The 15,715-nt window shown below is 73.4% G+C and carries 12 protein-coding genes and 1 riboswitch; of the genes, 6 read left to right on the top strand and 6 right to left on the bottom strand.

Translation table 11 applies throughout. The features are described 5' to 3' along the window. Positions 1-163 precede the first annotated feature (163 nt). Positions 164-1,252, top strand: coding sequence for an AOC03_06830 family ribosome hibernation factor (locus Drose_RS11780; RefSeq protein WP_260728208.1), 1,089 nt, complete (start codon positions 164-166; stop codon positions 1,250-1,252). A 154-nt stretch (positions 1,253-1,406) separates the two neighbouring features. On the opposite strand, the gene Drose_RS11775 is transcribed toward Drose_RS11780, so the two are convergent. After that, the gene (locus Drose_RS11775; protein WP_260728207.1) at positions 1,407-3,173 is read right to left on the bottom strand and encodes an ABC transporter substrate-binding protein; all 1,767 of its coding nucleotides are present in this window, start codon (positions 3,171-3,173) and stop codon (positions 1,407-1,409) included. A 374-nt stretch (positions 3,174-3,547) separates the two neighbouring features. Further along, positions 3,548-4,423, bottom strand: coding sequence for a DMT family transporter (locus Drose_RS11770; protein ID WP_260728206.1), 876 nt, complete (start codon positions 4,421-4,423; stop codon positions 3,548-3,550). 49 nt (positions 4,424-4,472) lie between these two features. On the opposite strand from Drose_RS11770, the gene Drose_RS11765 reads away from it, so the two are divergent. Beyond that, positions 4,473-5,867, top strand: coding sequence for an aminotransferase-like domain-containing protein (locus tag Drose_RS11765; protein ID WP_260728205.1), 1,395 nt, complete (start codon positions 4,473-4,475; stop codon positions 5,865-5,867). Between the two features lie 52 nt (positions 5,868-5,919). Here Drose_RS11765 and Drose_RS11760 read toward each other — a convergent pair whose 3' ends face one another. From Drose_RS11760 to Drose_RS11750, 3 genes are all read right to left on the bottom strand, one after another. Then, positions 5,920-6,315, bottom strand: coding sequence for an STAS domain-containing protein (locus Drose_RS11760; protein WP_260728204.1), 396 nt, complete (start codon positions 6,313-6,315; stop codon positions 5,920-5,922). A 93-nt stretch (positions 6,316-6,408) separates the two neighbouring features. Next, positions 6,409-7,044 (bottom strand): alpha-ketoglutarate-dependent dioxygenase AlkB, encoded by a 636-nt coding sequence (locus Drose_RS11755; protein ID WP_260729696.1) that lies wholly within the window; start codon positions 7,042-7,044, stop codon positions 6,409-6,411. Positions 7,045-7,135: 91 nt separating this feature from the next. Then, a complete protein-coding gene (locus Drose_RS11750; protein ID WP_260728203.1) occupies positions 7,136-8,410 on the bottom strand; it encodes an MFS transporter in 1,275 nt (424 codons plus the stop codon). A gap of 75 nt (positions 8,411-8,485) precedes the next feature. Between Drose_RS11750 and Drose_RS11745 the strand changes: the two genes are divergently transcribed. Further along, positions 8,486-9,286, top strand: coding sequence for a class I SAM-dependent methyltransferase (locus tag Drose_RS11745; RefSeq protein WP_260728202.1), 801 nt, complete (start codon positions 8,486-8,488; stop codon positions 9,284-9,286). Positions 9,287-9,318: 32 nt separating this feature from the next. After that, positions 9,319-10,143, top strand: a complete 825-nt coding sequence (locus Drose_RS11740; RefSeq protein WP_260728201.1) for a PHP domain-containing protein — start codon at positions 9,319-9,321, stop codon at positions 10,141-10,143. A gap of 3 nt (positions 10,144-10,146) precedes the next feature. On the opposite strand, the gene cobN is transcribed toward Drose_RS11740, so the two are convergent. Continuing rightward, positions 10,147-13,701: a cobaltochelatase subunit CobN gene (gene cobN / locus Drose_RS11735; RefSeq protein WP_260728200.1), complete on the bottom strand. Its 3,555-nt coding sequence runs from the start codon at positions 13,699-13,701 to the stop codon at positions 10,147-10,149. 36 nt (positions 13,702-13,737) lie between these two features. Further along, positions 13,738-13,907, bottom strand: a riboswitch (cobalamin riboswitch). A 53-nt stretch (positions 13,908-13,960) separates the two neighbouring features. Between cobN and Drose_RS11730 the strand changes: the two genes are divergently transcribed. Together Drose_RS11730 and Drose_RS11725 are read left to right on the top strand one after the other, a co-directional pair. After that, positions 13,961-15,085 (top strand): precorrin-3B synthase, encoded by a 1,125-nt coding sequence (locus Drose_RS11730; RefSeq protein WP_260728199.1) that lies wholly within the window; start codon positions 13,961-13,963, stop codon positions 15,083-15,085. Then, complete coding sequence (locus Drose_RS11725; RefSeq protein WP_313900016.1) at positions 15,082-15,714, top strand: precorrin-8X methylmutase; 633 nt, start codon at positions 15,082-15,084, stop codon at positions 15,712-15,714. Before Drose_RS11730 ends, Drose_RS11725 begins: the two co-directional genes overlap by 4 nt. Position 15,715 lies beyond the last annotated feature (1 nt).

Below are 15,715 nucleotides of genomic sequence, written 5' to 3'. Positions count from 1 at the left end.
CCCGCCACGCCGGCGCCGCCGGTGAACCCGTCGAACACCTCGACCCTGGCCGACCGGCAGCGAGCCCGCACGTACGATCTCGAATGCATTGCCCACGTCAAGGATCGTAAGGTCACTCGGGACGGGCGAGTCTGGCGCCGCGCGGCAGGGGCACCGTGGGCGCATGACGGTGAAGGATCTGGCGAGACTGACACCGAGCGGCTATCCGGCGGTCTCGCTGCTGATGCCGACCCACCGCACCCCTCCGGAGAACCAACAGGATCCGATCCGGCTGCGCAACCTGCTGTCGGAGGCGAAACGGCGCCTGGACGACGACGAGGCGGTGCCGCCGTCGGTGGCGACCCAGGTGTACGAGGAGATCGCCGAGGCCGCCGCGCACGTCGACCTGCGGCAGGTCAGCGAAGGGCTCGCGCTGTTCGCGTCGCCGGGACGGGTGCACGTCCGGCTGCTCGACTCCCCGGTCCAGGAACGAGTGGTGGTCGGCAACACGTACGAGGTGCGCGACGTGGTCGCCGACGCGGCCCGGCGGCACCGCTACTGGGCGCTGGTGCTGTCCGAGCAGCCGACCCGGCTGTGGAGCGGCGACGGCGCGGACCTGGTCGAGGTGCACTCGCACGGCTTCCCGTTCACCCACGAGGGGCCGGGCGGCACGACGGGCCCGCCCCGCGACTACGGGCAGCGGCCGAGCGCCCACCGCGACGAGCGGCACCGGCAGTTCTTCCGCGACATCGCCTCGGCCCTCGCCGAGATCGACGCGCTGGACCCACGGCCCGTCTTCGTCCTCGGCGTGGAGCGGTACCTCGCGTTCTTCGCCGACGAGTGGGGCCGGCCGGTCGCCGGCGCCGTCCGCGGCAACTACGACCGCGCCGGGCCGCACGACGTGTACCGCGTCCTGGTCCAGCAGCTCGACGCCCACACCAGCACCCAGCAGGTGGCGGCGCTCGAGGCGCTCGACGCGGCCCGCGGCGCGAACCGGTTCGCCGCCGGCCTGGCCGAGGTGTGGACCCTCGCCCGCCAGGGGCGCGCCGCGCACCTGCTCGTCGAGGAGGGCTTCCACAGCCCGGCCTGGGTCCACGGCGACCATCTCCACCCGCCGGACCGGGAGCCGCACGGTGACGAACCCGGCACGCTCGTCGACGACGCGGTGGACGACATCGTGGAGATGGTGGCCCGCAACGACGGCAACGTGACCTTCGTCCGCGACGGCGGTCTGGCGGCCGACGGCCGGATCGCGCTGATCGTGCGGTACTAGCTGCGGTACCAGCGCCTGAACGTTGCTGCGGCTCGGATCCGGCGGGTCCCGGACCCGAGCCGGACGCCCGCGGCCGTCCCAAGGAGGAAGAACGGCCGCGTGCGTCACCGCATGCCCGGGAAGTCCCTCGTCAACCCGGGCAACACCCGTGCGGTCAGCTCATGACACCCAGGCTGCTGAAGTTGTACATCCCGTAGTACTGGGTGACGAACACGTTGGTCAGCCGGGAGCTGCGGACGTTGAGTGCCTTGTCGTAGGTGAACGGCACCATGACGGCCTCGTCCATGACGATGTGGTTGATCTTGGTCCAGAGCTCGGCGGACTTCTTCGAGTCGGTCTCCCCCTTCGCCTGGTCGATCAGGCTGTTCACCTCGGAGTTGTTGAGCTCCGCGTAGTTGTTGTTGCCCGACGGCAGGATCAGCCGGCCATCGACCAGCACCTTCAGGAAGCCGGACTCGGTCGGGAAGTCGGCGCCCCAGCCGGCCATCATGAGGCCGTAGCCCTTGGCGTGGGTGTTCGACGGCGCGCCGATGGTCGAGCGGAAGTACAGCGACGCGTCGGTCGGGTCGAGACGCGCCTTGATGCCGACCGCCGCCAGCGCCTGCTGCAGCGCCTCGGCCGTCTTCGGCTCCTTGCCGGCGTTACGGGTCGCGATGACCGTCTCGAAGCCGTCCGGCTTGCCGCACAGCTTCAGCTCTTCCTTCGCCTTGTCGATCTGCGGCTTGCCCGACTTGGTGTTGTACGGGTCGTAGTCGTCGTGACCGGCCAGGGTCGGCGGGAGCATGTTGGTGGCGATGTCACCACCGGCGTCGGCGCCACCGCGAGCGGTCTGCATCGTGGTCTTGTCCGTCGCGTACTGCACGGCCTTGCGGCAGTGGATGTCGTCGAACGGCTCGACCTTGGTGCTGATCGAGAAGTACCGGATGAAGCCGGTCACCGGCGCGTCCGCGTACTTCTTGACATCCGGGTTCAACAGGACCTTCGCCTGGGCGCCCTGCTGCACACCCGTCTGCGCGAGGTCGGCGTCCGCCTCACCCGAGATCAGTTGGCTGTCGATCTCCTCGACCGACGCGCCGATGGTCAGGTCGATCTGGTCCGGCAGCGCCTTGCGCACGGAGTCGGTCTTGGGGTCCCAGTTCTCGTTGCGGACCAGGACGGCCTTCTTGCCCTCGTCGTACGACTGGAACTTGTACGGGCCCGAGGAGACCGGCTTGGCGCCGTACTTGTCACCGGTGTCCTTCGCCGCCGGGACCGGACCCGCGCCGGGCATGACCAGCAGGTACGCGAAGTCGGCCAGGGGCTCCTTGAGCGTGAAGACGATCGTCTTGTCGTCCGGCGTCTGCACCGACTTCAGGCCCAGCTTGTTCGCGTCGGTGTCCTTGTACGGGCCGGGGTAGCTCTGCCCCTGGTCCAGCACGTCGATCAGGTAGGTCGGGCCGCCGGAGAGCACGTCCTGGGCGAAGACCCGCTCGATGCCGTACTTGATGTCCTTCGAGGTGATCGGCGAGCCGTCCTCGAACTTGACACCGTCCTTCAGCTTGAAGGTGTACTTCTTGCCGCCGTCCTCGATCTTCGGCATCTCGGCCGCCAGGTCGGGAACCAGGTTGAGGCCGTCCTTGCCCGGCTTGGCCTCGTTGGTCAGCAGCGTCCGGGCATAGAAGCCCGTGCTGAAGTTCAACACCGACGCGTAGTACGCACGCGCCGGGTCGAACGAGTCCGGGTCGTCGTGGGCGACGAGCTTGAGCGTGCCACCCTTCTTGTCGGACGGGTTGACCACACCGGCCAGCGCGGCGTTGAATCCGCCGCCTTTCTGGCCGTTCGCGTTGCTGGTATCGTCGGTGCCTGAACCGCCTCCACAGGCGGACAGCGCAAGAGTCGCCGTAGCCAAGCCGGCCACGAGCACGCTCGCTCTCGTATTCACGTGTCGAACCTTCCCGGATGCCGCGGCTGGTCGGCCGCGGAGACCGAACTGGGACGCGGGCAGCACGGATCAGCCGACGTCTACTGTGGACCCTCCTTTGTGGACAGGGCACGGGCATGCACCGCGCCCACCACGAGGATCGCCGAAACGCCGACGGAGCCGGTGGTGTGCCGCTTCGCGTTGAAGGCGATGTGCGTCGCCGTTCACTGTGCAAAGACCACGGGCTCCCCTGCCCGGTTGCACCGCGAGAACCTTTGTAAGGTCACGGATTGGTCAACGGCTAGAGACTCAGCCACCCTCAAGTCGACCACCACACCCCCTCAACGTTGACCTTGGTGGGTTTCCGTTGCCAGGGCCACGGAAATCCACCAAGGTCAACCCGTAGCGATCCGGCCGGGGCGGAGGCGCTGGGTCAGGGCCACGCACACCAGCACCGCCACCGCGGCGGCGGCCGCGACCGCCGGGACCGGCTCGTCCAGCAGGAGCGCCGACCAGGCCATCGTCAGCACCGGCTGGACGAGCTGGAGCTGGCCGACGCGGGCCACGCCGCCGCGCGCCAGGCCGCCGTACCACGCGAAGAACCCCAGGAACATCGACACCAGCGTCACGTAGCCGAACCCGGCCCAGGCCGCGGCCGAGGCGTGCGGCGGGTGCCGGAGCACGGCGACCGCCGCGATCGCCGTCGTCACCGGCAACGACAGCACGAGCGCCCAGCAGATCGTCCGCGCGCCGCCGAGCTCGCGGGCCAGGGCGCCACCCTCGGCGTACCCGAGGCCGCACAGCGCGACGGCCGCCAGCAGGTACAGGTCCGCCGGGCCCACCGCTCCGCGCACCGCGCCGCTCGCGACCAGGAACGTCAGCACGGCACCCAGGCCCGCGGCACCGGCCAGCCAGAACCCGCGCGACGGGCGCTCGCCGGCCCGCAGCACCGCGAAGCCGGCCGTCACGGCGGGCAGCACCGCGATGACCACCGCGCCGTGCGCCGCCGTCCGCGTCTGCAGTGCGAGGGAGGTGAACAGCGGGAAGCCGGCGACCACGCCCAGCGCGACCACGGCGAGCCGGCGCCACTGGCCGGCGGTCGGGCGCGGGGCGCGCGACACGGCGAGATACGCCACCGCGAGCAGGCCGGCGCCGACGGCCCGGCCGAACGCCACGAACCACGCGTCGAGCCCCTCGACCGCGACCCGCGTGGCGGGCAGCGACATGCTGAACGCGAGCACCCCCAGCGCGCCGAGCGCCGCGCCGGTCATGGCCCGGTCCGTTATCCACCGGGTTGCGGTAGCGCTATCCTTCTCTCTCATGAATGACGATAACGCAGCAGCTCGCGTTATCCAAGATCTCCGAGCGCTGGCGCGCGACTCCCTCGCCGGCACCCGGCTGCCGACCGTGCGCGAGCTGACCGCCCGGCACCAGGCGTCGCCGGTGACCGTGGCGCGGGCGGTCCGCCGGCTGGTGGCGGAGGGGGTCGTCGACGCGCGGCCGGGCCGCGGGACGTTCGTGGCCGGGCCGCGGACGGCCGCCGGACGGCGCGCGGACCTGTCCTGGCAGTCGATCGCGCTCGGCCCCCGGCCGCCCGGCGAGGACGCGATGCAGGCCCTGCTCGCCGTCCCGCGCCCGGGGGCCGTCCCGCTCTCCGGCGGGTACCTCGACGAGGACCTCCAGCCGGCGGCGGCCCTCGGCGCGGCACTCGCCCGGGCGGCCCGCCATCCCGCGTCGTGGCAGCGCGGCCCGGTGGAGGGCCGGGAGGACCTGCGCGCCTGGTTCGCCCGCACCACCGGCGGCGCGCTGCGCGCCGACGACCTGGTCGTGTGCCCCGGCGGCCAGTCGGCGCTGTCGACGGCGTTCCGCGCCCTGCTGAGCCCCGGCGACGCCGTGCTGGTCGAGGCGCCGACCTATCTCGGCGCGCTCGCCGCCGCGCGGGCCGCCGGCCTGCGGGTGGTGCCGGTCCCGGCCGACGCCGCGGGGGTCCGCCCGGACCTGCTCGCGGCCGCGTTTCACCGCACCGGCGCCCGCCTCTTCTACTGCCAGCCGCTCCATGCCAACCCGCACGGCGCGACACTGGCCGGCGACCGGCGCGCGGCGACCCTGGAGGCCGTGCGGGAGGCCGGCGCGTTCCTGCTGGAGGACGACTACGCCCGCGACCTCACCATCGACGGCGACCCTCCCCCGCCGCTGGTCGCCGACGACCCGGACGGGCACGTCGTCTATCTGCGCTCGCTCACCAAGTCGGCGGCGCCGGGCCTGCGGGTGGCCGCGATCGGCGCGCGTGGTCCGGCGGGTGCCCGCCTGCGCTCGGCGCGGGCGCTCGACGACCTCTTCGTCGCCGGTCCGCTGCAACAGGCCGCGCTCGACCTGGTCACGTCGCCGGCCTGGCCCCGTCATCTCCGCGCGCTGCGCACCGCTCTGCGCGTGCGCCGCGACGCATTGCTCGACGCGCTGCGCCGGCGCCTGCCGGAGTTGCTGCCGGAGGTCGTACCGCGCGGAGGCCTACACGTCTGGGCCGGCCTCCCCGACGGGACCGACGACGTCGCGGTGACCACGGCGGCGGCCGCCGAACAGGTGGTCGTCTTCCCGGGCCGCCCGTGGTTCGCCGCCGAGCCGGACGGCGCCCACCTGCGCCTGACGTTCGCCGCCGCGCCGCCGGACCTCCTCGATGAGGGCGTGCGCAGGCTGGCCCGTGCCTTGGGCACCTGAGCCCTCGGTTCGCAGCCGGACCGCAGCCGGACCGCAGGCGGGCGGGAGTGCGTCAGGCCGACTTCGGCGGGGCCCAGCCCGCCGCCGGGCGCTCGCGTCCGGCGGGTGGTCCGCCGAGCACGTCGAGCAGCCCGAGCAGGCTCAGCACGCGCCGGACGCCGGGGCTGGGGTTGACGATCCACAGGTCGCTGTTGTTGCCGCGGGCGTGGGCCCGCGCACCGACCAGCTTGCCGATGCCGGTGGAGTCGATGAACGTCACCAGGCTGACGTCGACCTCGACCGCGGTGGCCCGGACGTCGTCGATGGCGCGGAAGAGCACCGCGCCCAACTGGGCCACGTTTTCGACGGTGATCTCACCGGCGACCCGCACGCGGATCGCCCGGTTGGGCAACGGATCGACCGTGATGTGCAACTCCGGGAACACCGCGAAACGATCGACCTGGTTCATCTGGCTCACCTTCCCACTTCCGAGCCGTCTCCACGATACGGGAGGTCGGCCGGCGAGTCACGCATCGCGAGATCGAGCACCACGATGTGCGGATCAGGCCACACCCGCGGGCCGGAACTGCACGCTGACCCGCGGCCCGACCGGACGGGCCGTCTTCGGCACCGCGTGCTCCCAGGTGCGCTGGCAGGAGCCGCCCATCACGACGAGGTCACCGTGGCCGAGCGGGAACCGCAGGCTCTCCCCGCCGCCTCTCGGCCGCAGCAGCAGCGAACGCGGCGACCCGAACGACACGATCGCGACCATGGTGTCGAACCGGGCGCCCCGGCCGATCGTGTCGCCGTGCCAGGCGACGCTGTCACGCCCGTCGCGGTAGAGACACATGCCGGCGCTCACGAACGGCTCGCCGAGCTCCTCGACGTAGTGCGTCGTGAGCCTGCGCCGCGCCTCGGTCAGCAACGGGTGCGGCAGGGTCTCGGCCCCGCCATACCATCGCAGCAGACGCGGCACGTCGACCACGCCGTCATACATCTTGCGGCGCTCGGCACGCCACTCGACGTCGTCCAGCAGGGTCCGCAGGACCGCGTCGCTGCCGAGGACCCAGCCGGGAAGATGATCGACCCACGCGCCACGGCTCAGCTCGTGCCGCACCACGTGCCCGGCGAGCGGCCCGAGCGACGGCCCGGAGGCGACGGCGGTGTCGAACATCGAGGGCTGGTACGCCAGGTCCATCATGCGATCACCATACCCCAATTAGAACACCCGTACGAGCGAAACGCCCGCATCCCCACAAGCGTGACGCGAACTCCAGCGCCGCCCGGAATCACGGGCCGCCGGCGCGGCTGTTCCGCGGCGGCCGGGCGGCCACTTCCGGGGTGCCCAGGTGGTCGGCGTGATCCGGTGCTTCTCGGCGTCGATGGAGTTCCGCGGCATCCTGATGTCCGATGTGGACATCCCGGGGGGTGGACAGCCACCACAGCACGATGAGCAGCAGCGAGAGCGCGAGCAGTGCCGGGCCGAGGGCCTCCACGCCCGCGCGGCCGAGCAGCACGCCGAGCGCGCTCGGCGCGAGTGCGCCGCCGAGCCCGGCGGCGGCGATCTGCAGCCCGATCACCCGGTCGGCGAGCGCGGGCCCGACCCGCTCCGCGGTGGTGAGGGTGAGCAGCGGGAACACCGGCGCGGCGGCGAAGCCGATGATCGCCAGCCCGGCGATCGCCAGCCGGCCCGGCCCCGGCACCGCGACGAGCAGCGAGCCGAAGACCATCCCGGACATGCTGGCGACCAGGACGGCGCGGTTGCCGAACCGCTCGGCGACCACGCCCTGGACGACCCGGCCGAGGAAGAGCATCGCCCAGTAGCCGGACACGCACAGGCCGGCGAGCCCCGCGTCGACGCCGCGGCCCCGGGTCAGCAGCAGGAACGCCCACAGGCCGGCACCGGCCTCGACGGCGACGTAGACGCCGAACGTGACGACGCCCAGCCAGAGGGTCGGCCGCCGCAGCGAGCCGCGCGCGTGGCGGGTCTCGTGCCGCTCCGGTACGGGCGCGCGGCCCCACCGCCGGGCGTTGACGACGAAGGACAGCGCGAGGAGCAACTGCGCGCCGGAGACGATCGTGTAGCCGAGCCGCCAGACCGCACCGCCCTCGATGACCGCGGTCATGATGAGCGGACCGATCGCGACGCCGAGGCCGAAACAGGCGTGCATCCAGTTCATGTGCCGCGGCCCGAACTCGGTGGCCGCGTAGGCGTTGAGGCCGGCGTCGACGGCGCCGCCGCCGAGGCCGCCCAGCAGCGCGCACGGGACGAGGAACCACATGGCGGGCGAGGCGGCGTAGCCGGCCAGCGCCAGGCCGGCCAGCGCGGTGCTGGCCGCGAGCAGCCAGCCGACGCCGATCCGGCTGAGCAGGAACCCCGCGGCGACGCTGGAGGTCAGGTAGCCGGTCGTGGCGGCGAGGAGCAGGTAGCCGACGGACTCGGTGGGCACCTGGAACGTCGTGGCGATGGACGGCCAGCCGACCCCGAGCAGCCCGTCGGGCAGGCCCAGGCTGATGAACGCGAGATAGGCCAGTACCAGCAGCGAGGCCGTCACCTTGGTCACTTCGCGATCTTACGTACGTCCAATATTCGAGACAGCGCTCCCAGAATCCAGGATACGAATACTACACTGCGGGACATGCCGAGCAACGTCTACACCCACGGACACCACGAGTCGGTCCTGCGTTCGCACCGCTGGCGCACCGCCGAGAATTCGGCCGCCTACCTGCTGCCGGTCCTGCGGCCCCACATGACGCTGCTCGACGTCGGCGCCGGCCCGGGGACGATCACCGCCGACCTGGCCGGCCGGGTCGGGCACGTGACCGCCCTCGAGGCGACCGCGGAGGCGCTCGACGTCACCCGGGACGGCGCCGGGCACGCGGACAACGTCCACTTCGTCGTCGGCGACGTGCACGCGCTGCCGTTCCCCGACGGGACCTTCTGCGTCGTGCACGCCCACCAGGTGCTCCAGCACGTCGCCGACCCGGTCCAGGCGCTGCGCGAGATGCGCCGGGTCTGCAAGCCGGACGGCTACGTGGCGGTCCGCGACAGCGACTACTCCGCGTTCACGTGGTTCCCGCTCCTGCCGGAGCTCGGCGACTGGCTGGCGCTGTACCAGCGGATGGCCCGCGCCAACGGCGGCGAGCCCGACGCCGGGCGCCGGCTGCTGTCATGGGCCCGGCAGGCGGGCTTCGCCGAGGTCGCCGCGACGTCGAGCACCTGGTGCTTCGCCGACGAGGCGGACCGGGCCTGGTGGGGCGGCATGTGGGCGGACCGGGTCCGCTCGTCGGCGATGGCCGCGCAGGCCCTCGCGAGCGGCGTGACCGCGGAGGAACTGGAGCGGCTCGCCGACGGCTGGCGCCGCTGGGCCGCCGACGGCGACGGCTGGCTGTCGATCCTGCACGGCGAGGTCCTGGCGCGCCCCGCCACCCGGGCGTGATCGTCGCCGGCCGCCCGTGACACCATCGCGGCATGCTCCCCGCCGACCTGCACACGCACACCGAGTTCTCCTGGGACACGGCGACCGGCGACATGGAGGGCTCCTGCGCGCGGGCGGTGGAGCTGGGGCTGCCGGCGATCGCGTTCACCGAGCACACCGACTTCGTCTCGTGGACGGTCGACCCGGCCGTGCTGCCCGAGCGGCTCACGAAGCACCTGGCGGACGAGACACGTCTCGTACCGCCGCCGCTCGACGTGGCGGGATACCTCGCGGCGATCGAACGCTGCCGCGACAAGTACCCCTCCCTGAAGATCATCTCCGGGGTCGAGCTGGGCGAACCGCACTGGTTCGCCGCCGAGACCGCCGCGCTGCTCGCCGCGGCCCCGTTCGAGCGGGTGATCGGATCCCTGCACTCGCTCACCGTGGCCGGCCACTACCGCCTGGTCGAGGACGAGTACCTGCTCCGCCCGGTGCCCGAGGTGCTGCGGGACTACTTCGCCGAGACGATCCGCCTCATCGAGACCTGCCCGTCGTTCCAGGCACTCACGCACCTCGACTACCCGCTGCGGTACACGCCGGCGGGATACGCCTTCGACGCCGCGGACTTCGAGGAGGAGCTACGGGCGGTCCTGCGGTCGCTGGCCGGCACGGGCCGCGCGCTGGAGGTCAACACGCGGCGCACCGTGGAGCCGCTGCTGCTGCGCTGGTGGCGCGAGGAGGGCGGCCGGGCGGTGAGCTTCGGCAGCGACGCACACCGCCCCGACCTGGTCGCCGCGGGCTTCGCCGACGCGGCCGCGCTGGCCGAGTCGGTCGGCTTCGGCCCGGGCCGCCACCCGTGGGACCACTGGCTCGCCTGAGCGCTACTCGTCCTCCAGGTCGCCCTCCGTCTCGAGGTACACCTGGCGCAGCGCGTCCAGTGTGGACTCCTCGGGATGCTCCCACAGACCGCGGTCGGCGGCCTCCAACAGGCGCTCCGTGATGCCGTGCAGCGCCCACGGGTTGGACTCGTCGAGGAACTTGCGGTTGTCCGGGTCGAAGACGTAGGACTCGGCCAGTTTCTCGTACATCCAGTCGGCGACGACCCCGGCGGTCGCGTCGAAGCCGAAGAGGTAGTCGACCGTCGCCGCCAGCTCGAACGCGCCCTTGTAGCCGTGCCGGCGCATCGCCGCGAGCCAGCGCGGGTTGACCACCCGGGCGCGGAAGACCCGGGCGGTCTCCTCGCTGAGCGTGCGGGTCCGCACGGCGTCGGGGTTGGTGCTGTCGCCGACGTAGGCGGCCGGCGCCCGGCCGGTGAGGGCCCGGACCGTGGCGACCATGCCGCCGTGGTACTGGAAGTAGTCGTCGGAGTCGGCGATGTCGTGCTCGCGGGTGTCGGTGTTCTTCACCGCGACGGAGATCCGGCGGTACGCGCTCTCCATGTCACCGCGGGCCGGGAGCCCGTCGAGGCCGCGGCCGTAGGCGTAGCCGCCCCAGACGGCGTAGACCTCGGCGAGATCCTTGTCGTCGCGCCAGTTCCGGCTGTCGATGAGCGGCAGGATGCCCGCGCCGTAGGCGCCCGGCTTCGACCCGAAGATGCGCAACGCGGCCCGGCGCTCGTCGCCGTGCTCCGCGAGCGACGCCTGGACGTGGGCCCGCACGTAATTGTCCTCCGGCGCCTCGTCGAGGCCGGCGGCGAGCCGCACGGCATCGTCGAGCAGGGCCACCACGTGCGGGAACGCGTCGCGGAAGAAGCCGCTGATCCGCATCGTGACGTCGATTCGGGGGCGGCCCAGCTCGGCCGGGTCGATCGGGGCGAGGCCGACGATCCGGCGGGACGCGTCGTCCCACACCGGTCGCACACCCATCAGCGCGAGCGCCTCCGCGATGTCGTCGCCGGCGGTGCGCATCGCGCTCGTGCCCCACATCGACAGGCCGACGGAGCGCGGCCACTCGCCGTGGTCGGCTCGGTAGCGGGCGAGCAGCGAGTCGGCCATCGCCTGCCCGGTCTCCCAGGCGAGCCGGCTGGGGACGGCCTTCGGGTCGACGGAGTAGAAGTTGCGGCCGGTCGGCAGCACGTTGATCAGGCCGCGCAGCGGGGAGCCGCTCGGGCCGGCCGGGACGTAACCCCCGCCGAGGGCGTGCAGGACCATCGTGAGCTCGTCGGTGGTGCGGTCCAGCCGGGGCACGATCTCCTCGGCGGCGAACCGCAGGACCGCCGCCACCTTGCTGTCATCGGTAACGTCCGGAATCTTGGAAACGTCCCAACCGCCCGCCTCCATGGCCGCGACCAGTGCCCGGGCCCGCGCCTCGGCCTCATCGGCCGAGAGCCGGTCGGGCGCGGACTCGTCGAAGCCCAACGCCTCCCGCAGGCCGGGCAGCGCCGCGACCTGCCCGCCCCACATCTGCCGGGCGCGGAGCATGGCGAGGACCAGGTCGACACGCGCCTCACCGGCCGGTGCCGCGCCGAGGACGTGCAGGCCGTCACGGATCTGGACGTCCTTCACCTCGCAGAGCCAGCCGTCGACGTGGAGCAGGAAGTCGTCGAACTCGGCGTCGTGCGGGCGGTCGGCGAGGCCGAGGTCGTGGTCGAGGCGGGCGGCCTGGATGAGCGTCCAGATCTGCGCGCGGATCGCGGGCAGCTTCGCCGGGTCGAGCGCGGCGATCGTCGCGTGCTCGTCGAGGAGCTGCTCGAGGCGGGCGATGTCGCCGTAGCTGTCGGCGCGGGCCATAGGTGGGATCAGGTGGTCGACGAGCGTGGCGTGGGCGCGGCGCTTCGCCTGGGTGCCCTCGCCGGGGTCGTTGACGAGGAACGGGTAGACGAGCGGCAGGTTGCCCAGCGCCGCGTCGGCGCCGCAGGCAGCGGACATGCCGACGGTCTTGCCCGGCAGCCACTCGAGGTTGCCGTGTTTGCCGACGTGGACGACCGCGTGTGCGCCGAACTCGTCGGCCAGCCAGCGGTAGGCCGCCAGGTAGTGATGGCTCGGCGGGAGGCCGGGGTCGTGGTAGATGGCGACCGGGTTCTCACCGAAGCCGCGCGGCGGCTGGACCATGACCACGATGTTGTCCTCGCGCAGCGCGGCGAGCACGATCTCGCCGTCCGGGTCCGCCGACCGGTCGACGAAGAGCTCGCCGGGCGCCGGCCCCCAGTGCCGCTCGATCTCCGTGCGCAGCTCCTCCGGCAGCGTGCCGAACCAGGCGCGGTACCGGGCCGCCGGGATGCGGATCGGGTTGCCCCGTAGCCGCTCCTCGGTCAGCCAGTCGGCGTCCTGGCCGCCGGCGGCGATGAGCGAGTGGATCAGCCCGTCCCCGTCCTGCGGGAAGCGGTCGGCGCCGCGGTACCCCTGCCGGTGCATGGCGTCGAGGAGGCGGACCACGCTGGCCGGCGTGTCGAGGCCGACGGCGTTGCCGATGCGGGAGTGTTTCGTCGGGTACGCGCTGAGCATGACCACGACCCGCCGCTCGCCGGGCGGCAGGTGGCGCAGCCGGGCGTGCGCGACGGCGATGCCGGCCACCCGGGCGGCGCGCTCCGGGTCGGCGACGTAGACGGTGAGCCCGTCGGCGTCGATCTCCTTGAACGAGAACGGCACCGTGATGAGCCGCCCGTCGAACTCGGGGATGGCGACCTGGGTGGCGGTGTCCAGCGGGGACAGCCCGTCGTCGAGGTCGGCCCACGACGCGCGGCTGCTCGTGAGGCAGAGCCCTTGCAGGATCGGCACGTCGAGCGCGGCGAGGGCGCCGACGTCCCACGCCTCGTCCTCCCCGCCGGCCTGCGCGCCGGCGGGACGGGTGCCGCCGGCGGCGAGCACGGTGACGACGAGCGCGTCGGCCCGCCGCAGCGTGTCGAGCAGGTCCTCGGGCGCGGTGCGCAGCGACGACGCGAACACCGGCAGCGCCCGGCCGCCCTCCGCCTCGATCGCGCCACACAACGCCTCGACGAAGGCGGTGTTGCCGGCGACGTGGTGGGCGCGGTAGTAGATGACCGCGACGGTCGGCCCCGCACCCGCGGCGGGCTCCCGGTCCAGCCGGCCCCACGCGGGGGTCTCGACCGGCGGCTCGAAGCCCTCGCCGGTCAGCAGGACCGTGTCGGAGAGGAAGCGGTGCAGCTCGGCGAGGTTGGCCGGGCCGCCGAACGCCAGGTAGGCGTGTGCCTCGGCGGCGAGACCGGCGGGCACCGTGGAGTGGCGCATCAGCTCGGCGTCGGGCGCCTGCTCACCGCCGAGGACCACGACCGGCTTCGGCTGGGCGAGCAGCGCGTCGAGGCCCTCCTCCCAGTCGCGGTAGCCGCCCAGGATCCGCACCACGACGAGGTCGGCGCCGTCGAGCAGGTCGGGCAGGTCCTCGACGGCCGTGCGGGCGGGGTTGGCCAGCCGGTAGGCGGCGCCGCAGGCACGCGCGCTGAGCAGGTCGGTGTCGGAGGTCGACAGCAGCAGGATCACGCCAGGGTCCTCCCTCGGGGTCCGCGCCCCAAGTCCGTGGATGGGTCGGCGCCGGAGAGTCTCCTGGCTTCCGGATCACCGCTCGCCCCCAGCCTTCCCAGGTCGGGGACCCGGTGGCCGTCGTCGGAGGCTCGCTCCCCGGTGACAGTGGCGGGACCGCGCCGGACTCCCACCGGCTTCCTCCACCCGTCGCCGTTACAGCACCGCCAACTCTCCTTGACGCGGCTCACCCGCGTCAAGCACAGGTAGTATCCGGCGCGTGCAGGCCGCCAGCAGACGTCACGTCCCCGACCGGTGCCCCGGCGCCGTGCGGGTCCACGCGGCGGCCGACGGCGGCCTGGCGCGGGTCCGCCTGCCCGGCGGGCGGCTCACCGCGGCGCAGCTCGGCGCGCTGCGGTCCGCGGCGGCGGCGCTCGGCGACCCGGTGCTGGAGCTGACCTCACGGGGAAACGTCCAGGTCAGGGCGCTGCGGGAGGGTGCGCCGCAGCGGCTCGCGGCGCTGCTGCACGAGGCCGGCCTGCTGCCGTCGGAGACCCACGAGCGGGTCCGCAACATCGTCGCCAGCCCGCTGAGCGGCCTCGACGGTGCCGGTCCCGACGTGCGCGCGCTGGTCCGCGAGTTCGACGCCGCCCTGTGCGCCACCCCGGAGCTGGCCGGACTCCCGGGACGGTTCCTGGTCACGATCGACGACGGCCGGGGCGACGTCACCGGTCTCGGCGGCGACGTCGGCCTGCACGGCGGCCGGCTGCTGCTCGCACAGGCGCCGACGCCGCTGCGCGGCGGCGCCGGCCTGCTGGTGCGGGCGGCACTGGCGTTCCTCGCCGAGCGCGCCGGGCAGGGCTCGGCGGCCTGGCGGCTGGCGGAGCTGGACGGCGGGCCGGCGCGGGTCGCGGCCCGGCTCGGCACCGAGACCGGCCCGCGCCTCGCCGGGGCGCCGCGGCCCACCCCTGTCGGGCTCACCCGGCAGGTGGACGGCGCCGCCGCGATCGTCGTCGTCGCACCGCTCGGACTGCTCACCCCGGACCAGGCGGAAGCCCTGGGAGGGGTGGCGGAAGAGATGATCGTCACGCCGTGGCGGACCGTCGTCCTGCCGCACGTACCGATGGATGAAGCTGACCTGGCGGTCGAGCGGCTGGCCGCCGCCGGGCTGGTCGCCGATCCCGCGTCGCCGTGGGCCGGCGTCACCGCCTGTGCCGGCCGGCCGGGCTGCGCCAAGGCGCTCGCCGACGTCCGCGCGGACGCTCGCGCCGCCGTCGTGGCCGATGCCGCTCCGCAGGCGCTGCCGGTGCACTGGGTCGGTTGCGAGCGGCGCTGCGGCGCGCCGAGAGGAAGGCACGTGGAGATGCTGGCGACGGGTTCGGGATACCGGCGGGTCGAGTCGTGACGGATTCCATCAGCGACTACATCAGGGACGGCGCCGAGATCTACCAGCGGTCCTTCGCCACGATCCGCGCCGAGGCCGACCTGTCCGCGCTGCCCGCCGACGTGGCGCGGGTGACCGTGCGCATGATCCACGCCTGCGGCATGGTCGACCTGCCGCGGGACGTCGCCTTCTCCCCCGGTGTGGTGTCGCGCGCCCGGCAGGCGCTGCGCGACGGCGCGCCGATCCTCTGCGACGCAGAGATGGTCGCCGCCGGGGTCACCCGGGCCCGCCTCCCCCGCGACAACGAGGTGATCTGCACCCTGCGCGACCCGCGCGTGCCCGGCCTCGCCGCCGGCCTCGGCACCACCCGCAGCGCGGCGGCGCTGGACCTGTGGGGCGACCGGCTCGGCGGCGCCGTGATCGCGATCGGCAACGCGCCGACCGCGCTGTTCCGTCTCCTCGAACTGGTCGCCGCGGGCGCGCCCCGGCCGGCGGCGGTGCTCGGCATCCCGGTCGGCTTCATCGGCGCCGCCGAGTCGAAGGTGGCGCTCGCCGGGTCCGGCCTGGATCACCTGGTGGTGCACGGCCGCCGCGGCGGCAGCGCCATGGCGGCCGCCGCCGTCAACGCGATCGCGAGCGACAAGGAATGAC

Origin of the sequence: Dactylosporangium roseum (assembly GCF_025264685.1) — a bacterium.
In the GTDB taxonomy this organism is placed as follows: domain Bacteria; phylum Actinomycetota; class Actinomycetes; order Mycobacteriales; family Micromonosporaceae; genus Dactylosporangium; species Dactylosporangium roseum.
The sequence above is the reverse complement of the archived record's forward strand: the minus strand, read 5'-3'. Positions and strand labels throughout refer to the sequence as shown.